The 16,082-nt window shown below is 41.0% G+C and carries 16 protein-coding genes; 2 read left to right on the plus strand and 14 right to left on the minus strand.

What is annotated here, in order from left to right; all coding sequences use genetic code 11:
- Positions 1-29: 29 nt before the first annotated feature.
- Positions 30-1,406 carry an MFS transporter gene (locus tag PYV58_RS15905; protein WP_004819891.1) on the minus strand — a complete coding sequence of 459 codons (1,377 nt, stop codon included), beginning with the start codon at positions 1,404-1,406 and terminating at the stop codon, positions 30-32.
- A gap of 431 nt (positions 1,407-1,837) precedes the next feature.
- Between PYV58_RS15905 and PYV58_RS15910 the strand changes: the two genes are divergently transcribed.
- Complete coding sequence (locus tag PYV58_RS15910) at positions 1,838-2,425, plus strand: ANTAR domain-containing protein (protein WP_034613961.1); 588 nt, start codon at positions 1,838-1,840, stop codon at positions 2,423-2,425.
- Between the two features lie 3 nt (positions 2,426-2,428).
- The gene (locus PYV58_RS15915; protein ID WP_275059578.1) at positions 2,429-3,421 is read left to right on the plus strand and encodes an ABC transporter substrate-binding protein; all 993 of its coding nucleotides are present in this window, start codon (positions 2,429-2,431) and stop codon (positions 3,419-3,421) included.
- Between the two features lie 112 nt (positions 3,422-3,533).
- Here the strand turns inward: PYV58_RS15915 and PYV58_RS15920 are convergent, their stop codons facing one another.
- Genes PYV58_RS15920 through PYV58_RS15980 form a run of 13 tightly spaced genes read right to left on the minus strand, consistent with a single transcriptional unit; the run spans position 3,534 to position 16,081 of the window.
- On the minus strand, positions 3,534-3,968 hold the full coding sequence (locus PYV58_RS15920) for an excinuclease (protein ID WP_034613965.1): 435 nt from the start codon (positions 3,966-3,968) through the stop codon (positions 3,534-3,536).
- Between the two features lie 15 nt (positions 3,969-3,983).
- Positions 3,984-5,204, minus strand: a complete 1,221-nt coding sequence (locus PYV58_RS15925) for a beta-ketoacyl-ACP synthase (protein WP_034613967.1) — start codon at positions 5,202-5,204, stop codon at positions 3,984-3,986.
- Positions 5,204-5,929: a 3-ketoacyl-ACP reductase FabG2 gene (locus PYV58_RS15930; RefSeq protein ID WP_004819879.1), complete on the minus strand. Its 726-nt coding sequence runs from the start codon at positions 5,927-5,929 to the stop codon at positions 5,204-5,206. The genes PYV58_RS15925 and PYV58_RS15930 overlap by 1 nt, the downstream gene beginning before the upstream one ends.
- 13 nt (positions 5,930-5,942) lie before the next feature.
- Positions 5,943-6,368 carry a 3-hydroxylacyl-ACP dehydratase gene (locus PYV58_RS15935; RefSeq protein WP_034613969.1) on the minus strand — a complete coding sequence of 142 codons (426 nt, stop codon included), beginning with the start codon at positions 6,366-6,368 and terminating at the stop codon, positions 5,943-5,945.
- Positions 6,365-7,579 carry a beta-ketoacyl-[acyl-carrier-protein] synthase family protein gene (locus tag PYV58_RS15940; RefSeq protein WP_034613971.1) on the minus strand — a complete coding sequence of 405 codons (1,215 nt, stop codon included), beginning with the start codon at positions 7,577-7,579 and terminating at the stop codon, positions 6,365-6,367. The genes PYV58_RS15935 and PYV58_RS15940 overlap by 4 nt, the downstream gene beginning before the upstream one ends.
- Positions 7,563-8,159 carry a DUF3261 domain-containing protein gene (locus PYV58_RS15945; RefSeq protein WP_034613973.1) on the minus strand — a complete coding sequence of 199 codons (597 nt, stop codon included), beginning with the start codon at positions 8,157-8,159 and terminating at the stop codon, positions 7,563-7,565. The genes PYV58_RS15940 and PYV58_RS15945 overlap by 17 nt, the downstream gene beginning before the upstream one ends.
- A complete protein-coding gene (locus tag PYV58_RS15950; protein WP_034613976.1) occupies positions 8,159-9,463 on the minus strand; it encodes an NAD(P)/FAD-dependent oxidoreductase in 1,305 nt (434 codons plus the stop codon). The genes PYV58_RS15945 and PYV58_RS15950 overlap by 1 nt, the downstream gene beginning before the upstream one ends.
- 9 nt (positions 9,464-9,472) lie before the next feature.
- Entirely contained in the window at positions 9,473-11,803 is a 2,331-nt protein-coding gene (locus PYV58_RS15955) for a 1-acyl-sn-glycerol-3-phosphate acyltransferase (RefSeq protein WP_034613978.1), read from the minus strand.
- Positions 11,778-12,377, minus strand: coding sequence for an outer membrane lipoprotein carrier protein LolA (locus PYV58_RS15960; protein WP_227504241.1), 600 nt, complete (start codon positions 12,375-12,377; stop codon positions 11,778-11,780). The genes PYV58_RS15955 and PYV58_RS15960 overlap by 26 nt, the downstream gene beginning before the upstream one ends.
- Positions 12,378-12,435: 58 nt before the next feature.
- Complete coding sequence (locus PYV58_RS15965; RefSeq protein ID WP_034613982.1) at positions 12,436-12,855, minus strand: acyl-CoA thioesterase; 420 nt, start codon at positions 12,853-12,855, stop codon at positions 12,436-12,438.
- Positions 12,845-14,404 (minus strand): aromatic amino acid ammonia-lyase, encoded by a 1,560-nt coding sequence (locus tag PYV58_RS15970; protein WP_034613984.1) that lies wholly within the window; start codon positions 14,402-14,404, stop codon positions 12,845-12,847. The genes PYV58_RS15965 and PYV58_RS15970 overlap by 11 nt, the downstream gene beginning before the upstream one ends.
- 2 nt (positions 14,405-14,406) lie before the next feature.
- Positions 14,407-15,333, minus strand: coding sequence for an acyltransferase (locus PYV58_RS15975; RefSeq protein ID WP_034613986.1), 927 nt, complete (start codon positions 15,331-15,333; stop codon positions 14,407-14,409).
- A complete protein-coding gene (locus PYV58_RS15980) occupies positions 15,326-16,081 on the minus strand; it encodes a glycosyltransferase family 2 protein (RefSeq protein WP_034613988.1) in 756 nt (251 codons plus the stop codon). The genes PYV58_RS15975 and PYV58_RS15980 overlap by 8 nt, the downstream gene beginning before the upstream one ends.
- Between the last annotated feature and the right edge of the window lies 1 nt (position 16,082).

Here is a 16,082-nt window from a genome sequence, read left to right on the forward strand (position 1 = left end):
CCTCGATTGTTTTTGCTCTTGTTATTCAATTAAGTCGCACTGTTTTGTTTAAGACTTACAGCATTTTGTTCCATGCTATTTCGCTCAAGTACCGCAGCTTCAAATAACTTTTGCTCTTTCTCTTTATGTTCAACCGAAAAACGGATCATCAATACACAACTTGCAGCAATCACCACCAAACCACCTAAAACCATCAGCGTCGTTTGAATATCCAACATGCCTTTTAATAAGAAACCAGCAGCAACAGCACCGACATTACCGCCGGCCCCGATAATGCCAGCCACACCACCCAAAGCATCACGATCAATAAATGGAACCAGTGCATAGGTCGCACCGCAAGCCATATGGGTAAACAAAGCAAATACGGTCATGACCAGAATCGCCAGAATTGCGGTATTCATTTGTGAAAAGACAATCAGAAATACGCCTTCTAACAGGATCATGGCAAACAATACTTTAGTCCGGCCATCGAGACCTTTTTTAGTCGCCACCTTGTCTGAAACAATACCGCCAAGTGCACGGGCAAACAGCGCCAGTAAGCCAAAAATCCCTGCGGCCATACCCGCTTCTTTTAAACCAAATTTGAAGTGATCTACGTAGTACATTGCGACAATGTTGTGAATAAAAATTTCGATACCAAAACAAGCTGCATAAGCACCGAACAGAATCCAAACACGATAGTTTTTTGCAGCATGCAGTAAAATCGCCATACCACCTTTTTTATCACTGCCCACATGCAGACCTTGTGCACGAAGTTCTTTAAAATCACCTTGTGGGCAATCTTGCGTAAACTTCCAGTACATTGCACCGACGATTAACATCAGCACACCAGGTACAATCAGCGCAATTCTCCAGCCCATGGCTTGTTCAACACCAAACATCACCAATGCGGCAAGCATCAATGGCATCAAGGCTTGAGTTGCGCCACCGCCCGCATTGCCCCAACCTGCGGTGGTTGCATTTGCAGTTCCCACCACATTTGGCGCAAACATAATACTGGTGTGATATTGCGTGATGACAAAGCTGGCACCAATTGCACCTATCAATAGACGGAAAAATAGAAAGGATTCATAACTATTGGCAGATGCCACACCAAATACAGGGATACTGCCGATAATCAGTAATGCGGTATAGGTTTTACGAGGACCGTATTTATCGCATAAGGGACCCACGATCAGACGAACTAAAATCGTGATGGCCACCGCGGCAATATTAATATTGGCAATTTGATCTTTAGTCAGATGGAATTCACCTGCAATCACAGGCATTAACGGCGCACAAGCAAACCATGCAAAGAAACAGACAAAAAAGGCGAGCCAACTCATATGGAAGGCCCGCATTGCTGCGCTGCTAAAATTGAAAAGATGAATCTTTGTCGCTTTTTTCGCATCTAAATTTGAAGACATAGCTTCGATCTCCTGAACTGAACGCATATAAGTTGCTGTTATGCACGAGGCATATCAGTAACGATCAGAACGGACGTCGTTGGCCGTCTTACAAATTTTGAAAGTCTTCTTTGACTTGGATTAAATCAATGCATAGTTCATGCCAGTTTTATATTTTGGCTATATATTTTTTTATTTTGCTTGAATACTCAGTACTTATGATTTAATGGTCGTGCATAAATAGCGCAATCAACCATCATGTTTTCTGTCTGTGCGGATAAAATGTAAATCATAAAACTGCATGTTTAGGAGGCAAATTGCGTCAATAAAGTGCATCACTTTTCTTTAACATCCTGCGACTATGATTTTAAACAGCAAATTTAATCCGAGATATTGGCATCTAAATTGCTTATATGCTGAAAGTTCATGTCAGGACAAATCTGAGTAGCGACATGCCAAAATTAAGAATTGCCCTGATCGATGATGATATAGAGCGGGCATCTTTTATCAAATCATCTTTGATCGAACATGGTTTCGAGGTGGTCGCATGCCTGATGATTGACCATTTAAACAGTACAGATCTTCAACACTTACATACCGATGTGATTTTGCTGGATATGGACCATCCACATCGAGATATTATTGAAAGCTGCGTAAGTCAGTTTGATTTGCCCACTGTGCTTTTCACTAAAAACTCGCAAAAAGACACCATCAAAAGTGCCATTGAAGCAGGTGTAACTGCCTATATTGTCGATGGCATCGACCCTGAAAAACTGGAAAGTATTTTAGAAATTTCAATTGAACAATTTAAAAAACATAAAAAACTGTTAAAAGATCTCAATGAAACCAAATGCAAACTAGCAGACCGAAAAGATATTGAAAAAGCCAAAGTGATGCTGATGCAGATGCATCAAATTGAAGAAGAACAAGCCTTCAGTTTGTTACGAAAAAATGCCATGAGTCACCGTATCACCATGGGGGAAATGGCAAGAAAGTTAATCGACGCCCAAGCCTTGCTCCAAGCTAATTTCAAGGAATAAACAATGCATACACTTGAAACCACAGACATTCAATTAGGCTATATTCCTTTATTGGATTGCACTGCAATACTTTGGGCACACCATCAAGGCTATTTTACTGAGCAAGGTCTGAATGTTACGTTGGTAAAAGAGCCTTCATGGGCCAGCCTACGTGACCGTTTAGCTTTTGGTATTTTAGATGCCGCACATTGTCTTTCTGCCATGCTTCCCGCTGCTGCGACAGGCAATGATCAACTGGGTATTCCCTTACAGACCGCATTGGTGTTGAGTACCAATCGTGCATTTATCAGCTTGAGCCAAAAACTCTGCTATGAGTTAAAAATTCACACGCAAGATACTGCGCAAGCGTCAGCAGTGAAAGTGGTTCAAGCCTTAAAACAAGGCGATAAAATACAACTGGCTCATGTGTTTAAACAGTCCATCCACCATTATTGTTTGAGAGAATGGTTGGCTTTGGCAGACCCAGATTTGGCCAAAAAATATCAACTCTCCACACTGCCCCCTTCCTATATAGTGGATGCGATTTCATCACAACTCATCGATGGATTCTGTGTCGGTGAACCTTGGAATATCCAAGCGCAGATTGAAGGTTATAGTTATGTGATTGCCGAGAGTAAACAGATTATTCCTGAAGTCGCAGATAAAGTTTTGGCGACCACCCATGAATGGGCAAACAAACATCCGAATACCTTAAATGCATTGCAGACGGCGATTCAGCAAGCACAGCATGATTTAAGCACCTTGCAATCACTACAACCCATATGGCACATGTTAGAAGACAGCCAGATTATCCGCTTTAACTGTTCACATTTGGTGCATACCTATGCGTTTCATAAAATACAAAATATTATTCGTTCTTTTGGGACACAGGACCGACCTAAACCAGATGATTTTGAATGGATTATTCAACAAATGTGCAAATGGGATAACTTAGAACTGGATACGGCACAAATCAAAAACATTTCGGCACAATGCACGGGACATTTAATTGAATAGGCTAATGAAATTTTTAATCGTTAAATATTATTTTTTTAATAAATTCAAAAGCATGAGCCAATGTCCATCTCATATTCTAAAAGATTACTAGACATTGGCTCATGTTTACCGCTTAGAATTTAACGATATCGCCTTTTAAAGCCACACTCGCAAGTGCTGTACCTTTATAACATTGATATGTTGTGGTGTTTTTTGATTCATTTGCTTTGAAATAGCTCACAATATTGGTCACTGCATTAGCACCTTTGTCTTTTGCTGCGCTTTGCAATTGGATCAATGCTGAACGTAATACATGATCACAAGCCTTTTCCGCAGACTTTCCAAAACCATTGGTTTTTTTATTGCTGACAACCGCTTTTTCTAAAACTTGACCGCCAGATTTAGTCCCAGCAAGATAAAATTTTACCGATCCATCTAAAAATCCATCAGCCACAGCTTGATCTACAGCTGCTTTAAAATTGAGATTATGAACAGTGTCCGCAGCCTGTGCAGAGACGATTCCAGCAAAGCATAAAGTTGAAGCAACAACCAAGTGTTTAAATGACATCGTTTTTTTCCTCTTTTAAGTATGTTTTAAAATAATGGAGGTGTTGATCCCTCCAAATGCAAAATTATTGGTCATGATGGTTTTTGCATTCATCTCTCGTGGCTCTTGCACGATATAATCCAAATCACCACATAATGGGTCAATTTCATCCAAATTTAAAGTATGGATAAACTGTTGGCGTTGCAGCATTTCTATACTCAGCCAAGCTTCGATTGCACCACATGCACCTAGAGTATGTCCAAAATAACTTTTTAATGAGCTGATCGGTTTTTTACCAAATATACGTGCAGTGGCTTGGGTTTCGGCAACATCGCCTTGATCTGTCGAAGTCCCATGCGCGTTGATATAATCAACCTCTTGCGCAGAAATTGCGGCATCTTTAAGTGCCATGCGCATGCATCTTTCCATCATTTCTGAATTTGGACGAGTGACATGTTCACCATCGGTATTGCTGGCATAACCGATGACTTCTGCATAGATCGTTGCACCACGGGCCAGTGCATGTTCATATTCTTCTAGCACTAAACAGCCAGCACCTTCACCAATCACCAATCCATCACGATTTTTATCAAATGGCCGTGGTGTTTTTTCAGGGGTGTCGTTCATCCCGCTGGTGGCTAATAACACATCGAATACAGCTGAACCTGTCGCACTGAGCTCCTCAGCACCACCCGCAAGCATCAGCGTTTGTTTACCTAGTTTAATTGCTTCAAACGCCTGTCCGATGGCCATTGAACCTGAAGTGCAGGCACTTGATGTGGGTAAGGTTAAACCTTTTAAACCAAAATAAACCGTCATATTCACAGCGCTGGTATGTGACATCATGCGAATATACGTGGTCGCATTTAAACGGCTCATGTCGTTGTCTATGAGCATTTTCCCAAACTCTTTGACCGCATCGACACTCCCTGCAGAAGAGCCAAAAGCAACACCAGCATCGCCACTTTTCAAAATAGGATGATCGATCAAGCCTGCATCTGCCAATGCTTTTTCAGCACAAATCACCGACATCAATGCAACTCGTCCCATACCTCGTGTCACTTTACGATTAAAATGTTTGGGTACCTCAAAGTGTTCTACTGGGCCTGCAATTTTACAACGTAAATCGGTATAAATTTCCCAATCAGGCATCGCACGAATGCCATTTTTTGATGCTTGGAATTGGGCAAAAATTTCATCGGCCGTTTCACCCAGTGAGGTGATTCCCGACATTCCCGTCACAACAACACGTTTCATTAAATCAGTCCCCCATTCACCGAAATGACTTGACGAGTAATATAGCTTGCGTGATCAGAGCAGAGAAAGTTCACGGTATGCGCCACTTCATCAACCTGCCCCATACGTTGTAAGGGAATCATTTTTAAAGCATGTTCTTTTACTTCTTCCGTGACCATTTCCGTTTCAATCAGCCCCGGCGCAACACAATTTACGGTAATTTTTCTTTTTGCCAGTTCTAAAGCCAAAGCTTTGGTCGCACCAATTAATCCCGCTTTTGCCGCACTATAATTGACTTGACCACGATTGCCCATAATGCCGGAAACAGAAGAAAGCGTCACAATACGCCCGCCTTGTTTTAGGCGAATCATCGGCATCACTAAAGGTTTTAATACATTATAAAAACCATCCAATGAGGTCGAAATTACTTCATCCCAGTCATTGTCGGTTAAAGCTGGAAATGCGCCATCATGGGTTAAACCTGCATTTAGCACTACACCATAAAATGCACCATGAAGCTCGATATCTTGTTCCAGTATCTGTCGGGTATTTTCACGTTGTGTGACATCAAAAAGTAGCGCATAACTGTTTTGCCCCAACGCTTGGATTTCAGCGACCACTTGCTCAGCATCAGCACGTCTAGAACGTGCATGCACCACCACATCAAAGCCAGATTTTGCTAAAGTTAAAGCAATTGCTTTACCAATTCCTCGACTAGATCCCGTCACTAATATTCTTCTCGACACACTTAATTCCTACTTATTGCTCAGCTTTCACAGGTGGTTCATAAACACTTAAAACTGCGCTAATTTTATGTTCTTCATAGCTTATTTCACAAGAGAATTGTGCCAAGCCTTCATGTAAATATTGTTGTTCAGCCCGAATGGTCAATGTTTTACCAAATTCAAAATAAGCCAAAGGTAAATTTAATTTGCGTGTTCCGAGCAAATAACCAATTTGTGGCGTTTGCCCCATTTTTTGTCCTTTTGCACCGGCAAAGGCACTAATCGTTTGTGCCATGAGTTCAATACTACTCCAAGTCGGCAAACCTTGTTCATCACTAAACATCAATTCAGGAGTAATGGTTAGATTGGCAAGTGCAAAATTTTCCCCTAGCTCAAGCAGTTGATCAACAAAAACCATCGGTTTTTCATGCGGAATAAATTGAATAGCATCTAAACTCATTTGATTTCAGTTCCAAAAATAAGGCTGACATTACTACCGCCAAAGGCAAATGAATTACTCATCACAAAACGCACAGGATCAAATTGAGTAGTTTGATTTAAATCATCCTGTTCAACGTAATGCTGATCATCCAATTCAGGATCAATCGCACCATTTTGATGAAGGGGTAACCAGTTTTGATCTTTAAGCACTTGTGTACAAATATAGGCTTCCAATGCGCCCGCAGCACCTAAACAGTGTCCAGTTTTATGCTTAGTACTACTCAATGGAACGGCATAGTCCTGAAAGACCTGTCGGACTGCTTTAATTTCCATATCATCATTGTGCGTGGTTGCGGTGCCATGCAAATTAAGATATTGAATATCTGAAGCTTTTAATTGCGCCTGATCCAGTGCTTTTTGCATTGCAGTTGCTGCGCCTTTGCCTTCTGGATGCGGTGCAGAAATATGCCATGCGTCCATAGATTCACCCGCAGAAATCAACATGATCGGCGCTGGTTCTTTACTGAGTAAAAATAAGCTTGCGGCCTCACCAATATTGATCCCATCCCGCTGATATCCACATGGGCTACAGATACCTGCACTCAAATTTTCCAGACTGTTAAAGCCGTTCAAGGTCAGTTTAGCGAGGGTATCTACGCCACCCACCAATACAGCATCGGCAAGCCCTGCATTAATCAAACGTTGCCCACTGGCAAAAGCTTTAGCACTTGAAGAACAAGCCGTAGAAATCGTATACGCAAGACCGTCCCAGCCCAAATAAATTTGCAAAGCTTTGGCGAGATTACCCATTTCCTGCTTTTGCTGTTGAATCACTGTTTCAGTTTGGCCTTGAAAGTAGGCTTTTAATAAGGGTTCATTGTCCGAAATACCTGACGTTGAGGTCCCCACAATGATTGCAAGCCGCTTTTTATCAAACTTAGCCACATAGTCACGTAACTCAGATTCACATTGTGCAAGCGCAGTTAAAGCAAAACGTAAATTACGCGAGTCATAGTTTTGTAGCGCAACTGGAATATCGCTACATAACGGATGTGCATAAGCACCCACCCATACGGGCTGATCAAAAATCAAAGATTTATTCAGGGTTAAACTGTTTTCCAATGAGGTCAATTGTGCCTTGACCTGTTCAGGATGATCACCTAAAGCAGATAAACTGGCTGAACAATGAATGCCTACAGCGGGATGGTTTAAATCAATCTTTTTTGTCATTTTTTTGCAGATCTTCCACTTCATTTTGCTCTAATGAATTGTCTTTTAAAGTATTTTCCACAGGGCTAAAGATCATTTGATAAGGAACTTGCAGGTTATCCAGCTCAATATGATCAGCACGCGTTTTTATCGTTAAAACATTTTTTTGATCAATCTCAATTTCAGTCTGATCAACGCCCTGTTTCACTTTAACATTTTCTAAATGATTTTTTGCAAAATCAGGATAAGTTGCAAACAGAATATCTCGAACCACAAAATCAAAGGGTAACAAACGCATCGGTTTTATCCTTTCATGCACCTGTACTTTTTGACCATCGAAATCCAGTCTAAACAGTTGCTGTCCAGTTAAGCTTAAAGCAAACATTTGCAAGTTTTTCGCCTGCTGTTCTTGGTAGAGTAAAAAGCTAAAACTTTGATTTTTCCAGACAACTTCAACTTGATCTTGACGCTGATAATGCGCCAAGGCTGGATCAGCAGACCAAACCACAGGAACCAGACCTTGTGGCTGTGGATACATACTTTGACAGGCACCCAGCGCTAACAACAGACTGATGCTCATTGTTTTTAACCAAATTTGCATTATTCGCTCTCAAGTATTTTGCTCTGTTCCAGATCATGACGACAATACTCAGCCAAGGTATTTAAGCGTTGTCGTGCATTGCGATAGATTGGATTAGTTTCATCCCAAGCATAGCCCGCCAATAATGACGCAATCATACGACGGATTTTTTCATTTTGATTTTTTGAAAATACCACATCTTGAAACTCACCGTCGTACCATGCTTCTACATAAGCGCGAAATACTTTGATTCCTTTACGCAAAGGTTTTTCATATTCTTGCATCCAGTCTACTTGCCCACCTTGTAAGACTTGATCGACTAAAGGTACCGCCAAACTTGAAGACTTGAGTGCAATGGTCACCCCAGATGAAAACACAGGATCTAAAAATTCACCCGCATTGCCCAGCAAAGCAAAATTGCGCTGTGCCAAGGTTTTAACATTTGCTGAATAGCCCACCAAAGTACGGATTGGCGTATCAAACTTCATATTGCGCAGTACCTGCGACAAACTCGGTTCATCTGCAAGAATATCTTTAAATAAAGCCAATAAGGCTTCAGGCTCATCAGAGATATAACCATAATGATCAAAGAAATCCTGTTCAGCCACAATCCCAAATGAACAACGACCATCTGCAAACGGAATTAACCAATACCAGCCACGGTGATCTTTTTCATGTACCGTAATCAGGATTTTATTTCGGTCAAATTCAGGATCATCCAAGATCCCATCTTCAATATGACTAAACACCGCACGGCGTACTGGAAAATTTGAAGGACTTTCCAGATCAAGAAGTTTCGGCAAAATACGGCCAAAGCCACTGGCATCCAGTAAAAATTTAGCCTGAATTTGATAGATATTTTGCTGCTCATCTTTAACCGTTAATAGAGGATGATCAAGCTCTACATCAACTGCAACAACCTCATGTCCAAAACGAATTTCAGCCCCATATTGTTCAGCTTGCTGTGCTAAAAGATGGTCGAAATTGGCACGTCTAATCTGCCATGTCGTTCCAGGACCTTCACTAAATTTTTGAGTAAAATCGTAGTAGCTGCGTTGATGACCACGTAAGAATGCTGCTCCATTTTTAAATTGAAATGCATATTCTTCAACATGTTCACGAACTGTGTCTAATAAACCGGCCTCTTCTAAAAACACCATACATTGTGGCAAAAGTGATTCACCGATCGAAAAGCGAGGAAAATGCTGCTTTTCAATGATCACCACTTGATAACCTTTGTGTCGAAGCAGTGCTGCTGCGGAACTTCCCGATGGTCCTGCCCCGATGATCACGACATCTGTTTGTTGTAAATCTAAACCCTTCATGTATTCACCTTAATGTTCAGTTCTTTGACTGATTAATTGATTTTGATTTAATTTTGAGTCTGCCGGAGTAAACAGCGTGGCATAGATAAACGAAAAAATTACCCCAAAAAGAACCGTTAACCCAAAACAATGTATTGCATAAGTATGGCTTAACGCCAATAAACCGAACCCCAACAACGTCGACATCATACAGAGAAATAATGCCATCCCGACCACATGCGGATGATCGTGCCCTTGACGGTAGAAAATGGCGTAATCCACACCAATCCCCAAGATGAGAAAAACTCCCATTACACTAAATAGATTAATCTCAACGCCCATCCATGCCTGTAATGCAAAAGTGCTCATCAACGCCAAAGTCACAGGCACCATCAAAGCAAACACCGATTTAATCCCATAGATCAGCATTAAACCGATCGCTAAGGCAATTAATGCATAAACAAAAAGATATTCAGCTTGGATCCGATGGTCTTGGAATAAGCGCGATAAATTATGTACAGGGCGAACCAGCTTATTCTGCTGATCTTGCAAAGCCTCTACAGCTGTTACATCTTTTATGCCTTGAATCAAAATCAATCTTTGCTGCGAATTAACCTGTAAGAATGCCAAAGGATGGGCAGCAAACTGATCTAAATTTAACAATGATTGTTGAGACAATCTTGCTTGCCAACTCAGGACATCTTTAGGATCAAGTTGCATCGCGCTTGCATATTCCACCAGTACTGATTTTGGAATTTTCTGTAGCGCTTCAACATTCTGCTGTTGCTGTTCCAGCGAAGGAATCGTTTGCCCTATTGCTTGAAATCCGTCAATTTTGCCCTGTTGTTTTAACTGAAAAAGCGCATGGATCAAGTGTTGTTCTTGCCTTGCAAGGTCCTTTGCTGAATTTGCATAAATTGCAAAATAATCACTGCCCTGCGCTTGCCCAAAACGAGAACGGATATATTGATCTTCCTGCTTTAAATGTTGATCCATACTTTGTAAATTACGCACATCATCATTACTTTTGATCAGCAGCAAACTTGATCCTGAAACCACAAAGATCACAAAAATCAACAGATAACGCTTTGTTGCGTGCGCTAAAAAATAATTACGCCATGTGCCAATAAAGCTTAATCTGCGTATTGCGGGTTCAGCATTTAAGGCAGGTAAACGCGGTAGTAATAATAGACTGGTGATTCCAGCGGCAGTTAAGCCCACCATTGAAAATACGGCAATCTGCTTAAAGCCCGGAAAAGGGGTGAAACTTAAAAATAAATAAGCCAGCAATGTGGTTGAAAGCCCGATCAACAAACTGGGTAAAATCGGCTTTAATACGGCAAATCCATTGAGATGTCGTTGCTGCGATTGCATCGCCATAAAGTAAAAGGAAAAATCGACACATACCCCAATCAGACTTGCACCAAAAACCAAAGTCATCAGATGTATTTCGGAAAATATCCAGTGGGTTACCGCAAAAGCCACCATTGACCCAGTGGCAACCGCAATAAACTCAGTCAACATCGGGCGAATGGAACGGAAGCCAAACCAGACCAAAAGCAAGACACCGATACTCGAACCCACGCCGATTGTAGAAATTTCATTCTTTGCAGATTGGGTACCAAAATGCGAAAAAACAATTGTTCCAGTCCAGTGCGGTTTCACCCCGATCTTGCTCAATTGCTGATTAACATTAGTCATCCATTGGGTAGTTTGTTCTTGATACTCAATATCATAAGGACTTTTTAAAAGTTCTAAATTAAATAGTCGGGAATAACCTTGCTCATCCGCAATTGTGGCAAAACCATCTTGTATTTCGATATTTGAATGCTGTTGCAGGCTTGCAAGCCCCATGGCATAACGTGGAAATAATAACAATGGATCTTGTTGAAGTAAGCCCTCAGTGATTGGCATACCCGGGCTCATGATTTGCATCAAACTTTGTTCAGTCAGTGCCGCATAATCCTGTTGTTTTAAGATTGCTTGATCTTGCGAACTGATTAAGCCTGCATGATGTGCATATAAAGTTCTGGCAAAATCTTCGGTATCAACTTGTGCTTTTAATGGCTCAAACAAATTCGACTGTTGAACACCAGCCCTTAATATCTGTGTTGCTTGATCAATTTGTTCAGATGATTTTGCATCAATCACCAAGAACACTTTATTGTTCAATTGCTCACTGACATAGTGTTCGGTTTGCTCAAGCTGTTTGTCCTGCTTTACTTTTGGCAGTAAAGCAAAAATATTGGTCTGGATGTGAATGCCTTTTTGCATCCATGTAAATCCCAGTCCGATCGCAATGATGACTAAAAATATCAACCAAATTGCAGTGAGTTTATTTTGCCAATTGGAAAAGTGCATTCTCAGACGCCGATAAAGTTTGAGGTTGAGCCGTCTGCTGACTAAAATTAATAATCGTCATATTATTGGCTTGTTCAGTAATCACAATACGATTGACATAACGTCCACCTTGCGCATTCACTTTGACAAACAATTTTTTAAAAAACGCACTTTTTGGGGTCAATGTGACATCCCAAGCTGATGTTGTGTAATTGGCAGCAACCACATTAAAATTTTTGGCTAAGGCCGTTTCATCACCTGCCATTAACTGTAAAAACATGGTCGCCACTGAACCATATTGACTGTTATCAATCTCAAGTTGACTCATGGTTCGCTGGGTTTTTTGTAGCAACTTTTTTGGGGTAACAATCAAATCCGCTTGAACAGGCTTTTGAATCTGCCAAATCACCCCTTGGCTTTTGGAAAATAAAACCTGTCCATTTGAGCTAAAAGTTTTATTTAACGAGGTGAGCTTTTTTTGCTGCTCAAAATGGGCACGAACAACAGGTGTTTGGGAAAGCTGTTGAAAAATTTGCCCAACTTTAGAACTTTCTGCATAACTTGCCAAAGGAAATGCCGTCACAACCATAAACATCATACTGGTAATGATCAGTTTGATTCTATTTTTAAAATTCAACATTTTTTATGCCCCCCTATTTGGTCTTAAATTCAGACCATGCATATAGGCGGTCTAAAAATATTTGTGGTGACTGAAAGCACATTTCTCGAGTTTCTATCTCGACTGCCACCTGACTGGTAAAACCTTTGGTGAGGCGTTTACCCGATTCTGCATCAAAAATCTGATACTCGATTTTTAAACGGTTTTCCCATTCTTTTAAAGTCGCACGTACTCGAATATGTTGCCCAAAAATAATACCCTGTGCATAACGGACATAACTTTCAATCACTGGCCATGCATAACCTGAATCTTTCATTTGATTATAGTTATAGTCAAATTGATCCAATAATTTGCAACGGGCAATTTCAAAATATTTGAGATAATGCCCATGCCAAACCACATTCATGGTATCTACATCATGAAATGGAACATCAATAATGACATCAGCATACATCAGCGTTCTCCTGCTTGTGCTGCAACAGATTGCAGTTTAACAGACTGAGATTTTCAAGATGATCCACTATCGCTTGTAGCTCTTTTTGCAATGGACGATCTTCTTCAACAAAATGAAATTCTTTCAGTACCCAGTGTCTAAACAAACCCAGCACTGGACTTAATTGTTGTGCCAATCCTCTCAGTTCAATTGCTTGAACCGCAGCACAGCTCAATGCAGCAATCACTTGTTCGGTCAATAAAATCACCCGACTGGCATCACGTGCGGCAATCGTGCCCATACTGACTTTATCTTGATTATGGCACTCGGTTGAACGTGAAAAAATTGAAGCGGCAAGCGTCTGTTTAAGCGCTTCGGCAGTCCAAGCTGACACGCCAATCTGTACGGCTTTAAAACCATGATTGAGTGGTAAGCGATCAGTTTTAGCACCAGTCAAATTGCGCGGTAAACCATGATTCATTTTATGATCGACCAACTGTGCAAGCTGACGATCCATCAAATCAGCAATATTGGCAATCATAATTTTTAAGCTATCCATAGCCTGAGCGATATGTCCACCATAGAAGTGCCCACCATGTAACACGCGTAAATTGATCGGATCAATTAAGGGATTGTCATTGCTTGAGTTCAATTCATTTTCAATAAATTGTCTAAGCCAAGTTTTAGAATCTTCAAAGATTCCAATAATATGTGGTGCACAACGCAGCGAATAACGATCTTGCAAACGTGGACTTTGATGCTCTGTTTGTACTTTATCGTTTAACCATTCACGCAGTTGCTTGGCAATCTCCTGCTGACCTGCATGTGGTTTCTGAGCAAATAACACCTCATCAAAATGGCTTGGATTGCCCTCTAATGCCAACACATTTAATGCTGTAATTAAAGTACTTGCCAAACTAATCTGCTCAGCTTTTTTATAATTTAAACAGGCCATTGCGGTCATTACCGCAGTACCATTCATAATGGCAAGTCCCTCTTTGGGTCTGAGTGCCAAAGGCTGTATCGCATATTCAGCATAAACATCCGCAACTGCAACGATATTATCTTGATAGTAAACATCCCGTTCACCGACCAATGCCCCTGCAATATAGGACAATGGGGTTAAATCACCACTGGCGCCGACAGAACCTTCTGAAGGAATCACTGGAATAATATTTTCATTAAGCATCCAAACCAAACGCTCAAGTAAAGCATGCGATACCCCTGAATAGCCACGCGCCAAAGAACATAATCGAGTCACCATCACAGCACGAGCAGTGATCAAGTCCAGATTTTGCCCCAAACCACAACCGTGAAAACGAGATAAATGCAAAGGCAATTCATTGACCTGATGTGCAGGTACTTCAACCAAACAAGAATCGCCATAACCTGTAGTTACCCCATAGATGACGCCTTCTTCTTGCAATAATTGATCGAGAAAATCAGCACCTCGTTGAATCAATGCCTGCCAACTTTCAGACTTAGGCAGCGCCACTTTGAGCTGTTGATTTGCGACAGCAACAACCTCTTCAATTGAAAGTGGTTTTTCTCCGATGACAAGTGTCTGCATTTTTATTTGTTCCAAAAATTATAAAAATTAAACCATTGATAAGGTGCATCTACGCAATGCTGTTCGACCAGTTGAACATAGCGTTGTATGACTTCAGCTATGGCTTGGTTGCGGGTTTGTCGCGGAAAATTAAGTTTTTGAGCGATTGAATGGATATGCACATGAAAGTTGTCTTGCTTGCGATAACAGAAAACCGCCAATATCGGAACTTTCAGTAAACTCGCTAAAATCCAAGGTCCTTGCGGCCAAGCGGACTGATCAGCTAAAAATTTAAGATTTTCGACACGTTGCGATTGAACCGGCACTCGATCTGCTGCCACGATGATCCACTCACCCTGATCCAGTTTCTCCTGCAAAAGAATCGCAGTATCAACGCCAAGTTCATCGACCGAAATCAGATGCACATCGGCTTTTTGATTGAGCTTTTTAAGAAATTCATTAAATTTACTGGCATGCTTTTGATAAACCAATACATTGATTTTTTGCTGATGATCAGATTTGATCGCACGTAGCAATTCGATATTGCCAAAATGCGATACCACAATGATCGCACCTTTTTTATAATTTTCCCGAAAATGCGCATGCCCATGCAAAATCAGCTTTTCTTCTGCGACTTTTCCCAGCCAGCCTTCAATTTTATCCAAAATGCACTCACCAAATGTCATCAAATGAATATACGAATGACTCATATTCGGCTGATGTGAAAATGGTGACTTTTTTTGAGCAAAATGATGCAACTTTTGTAAATAAAGTAATGAAGCCTGACGCGCTGTACGAGAAAAGATCCAGTACCACATGATGATGAAATACAGCACCAGCTTACACAAAAAACGCCCACCAAAACGGTAGAAGCAAAGCATTAACATCAAAGGTAACATTCCCCCCTTTTCTTTAAGCTCACTCCATCGTTTTGTATGTGATTCAGTCATGTGCTGAACCTTTGGTTTTTTGTGCCAACAGTTTAGGTAAGCGAATCAACATGCCTGCAAAAAGTCGCGCATGTGCTTTACTGAGTCCTAAATTATCTTTCCACAAATTAAAATGTGAAATACCTTGTTCTGGATAAATCACAGCAGTAGGCACATTGATAAACTGAACTTGTTCCCACTTTAGACGCACTAAAATTTCACTGTCAAAACCCATGCGTGGTTGGAATTTTGCTCGATTGAGGACGTGAATGGTTTGATCAAGTGGATAAATACGAAAACCGCACATACTATCTTTGATTTCAAGTGACAAGCTATTAATCCAAACCCAGACATGGGTGACATAACGACCATACAAACGCTTTTTCGGCACCGTTTCATCAAAGATCGGCTGTCCCAAAATCATTGCTTGAGGATGTTGTGCTGAGATGGTGATAAATTTTTCAATATCCTGCCAATCGTGCTGCCCATCTGCATCAATTTGTAAAACATGTGTCCAGCCGAGATCTTGTGCCTGATATAAACCTGTCATCACGGCCTGACCTTTGCCCTGATTGGTCGCATGCTCAACCAGATATACATTTTTATGCTGCTGCGCCAATTCTTGCAACAAGGTCGAACATTCAATATCACTACCATCATTGACCAAAACCACTGGCAAACCATAAGGGTGAATATAGTCCAGTAATGCTTTGATATAATGCGGATGGTTATACACAGGAATCACAAAACCCAATCGATATTGCTGCATC

Source organism: Acinetobacter sp. TAC-1 (assembly GCF_029025845.1).
Lineage (GTDB): Bacteria > Pseudomonadota > Gammaproteobacteria > Pseudomonadales > Moraxellaceae > Acinetobacter > Acinetobacter guillouiae.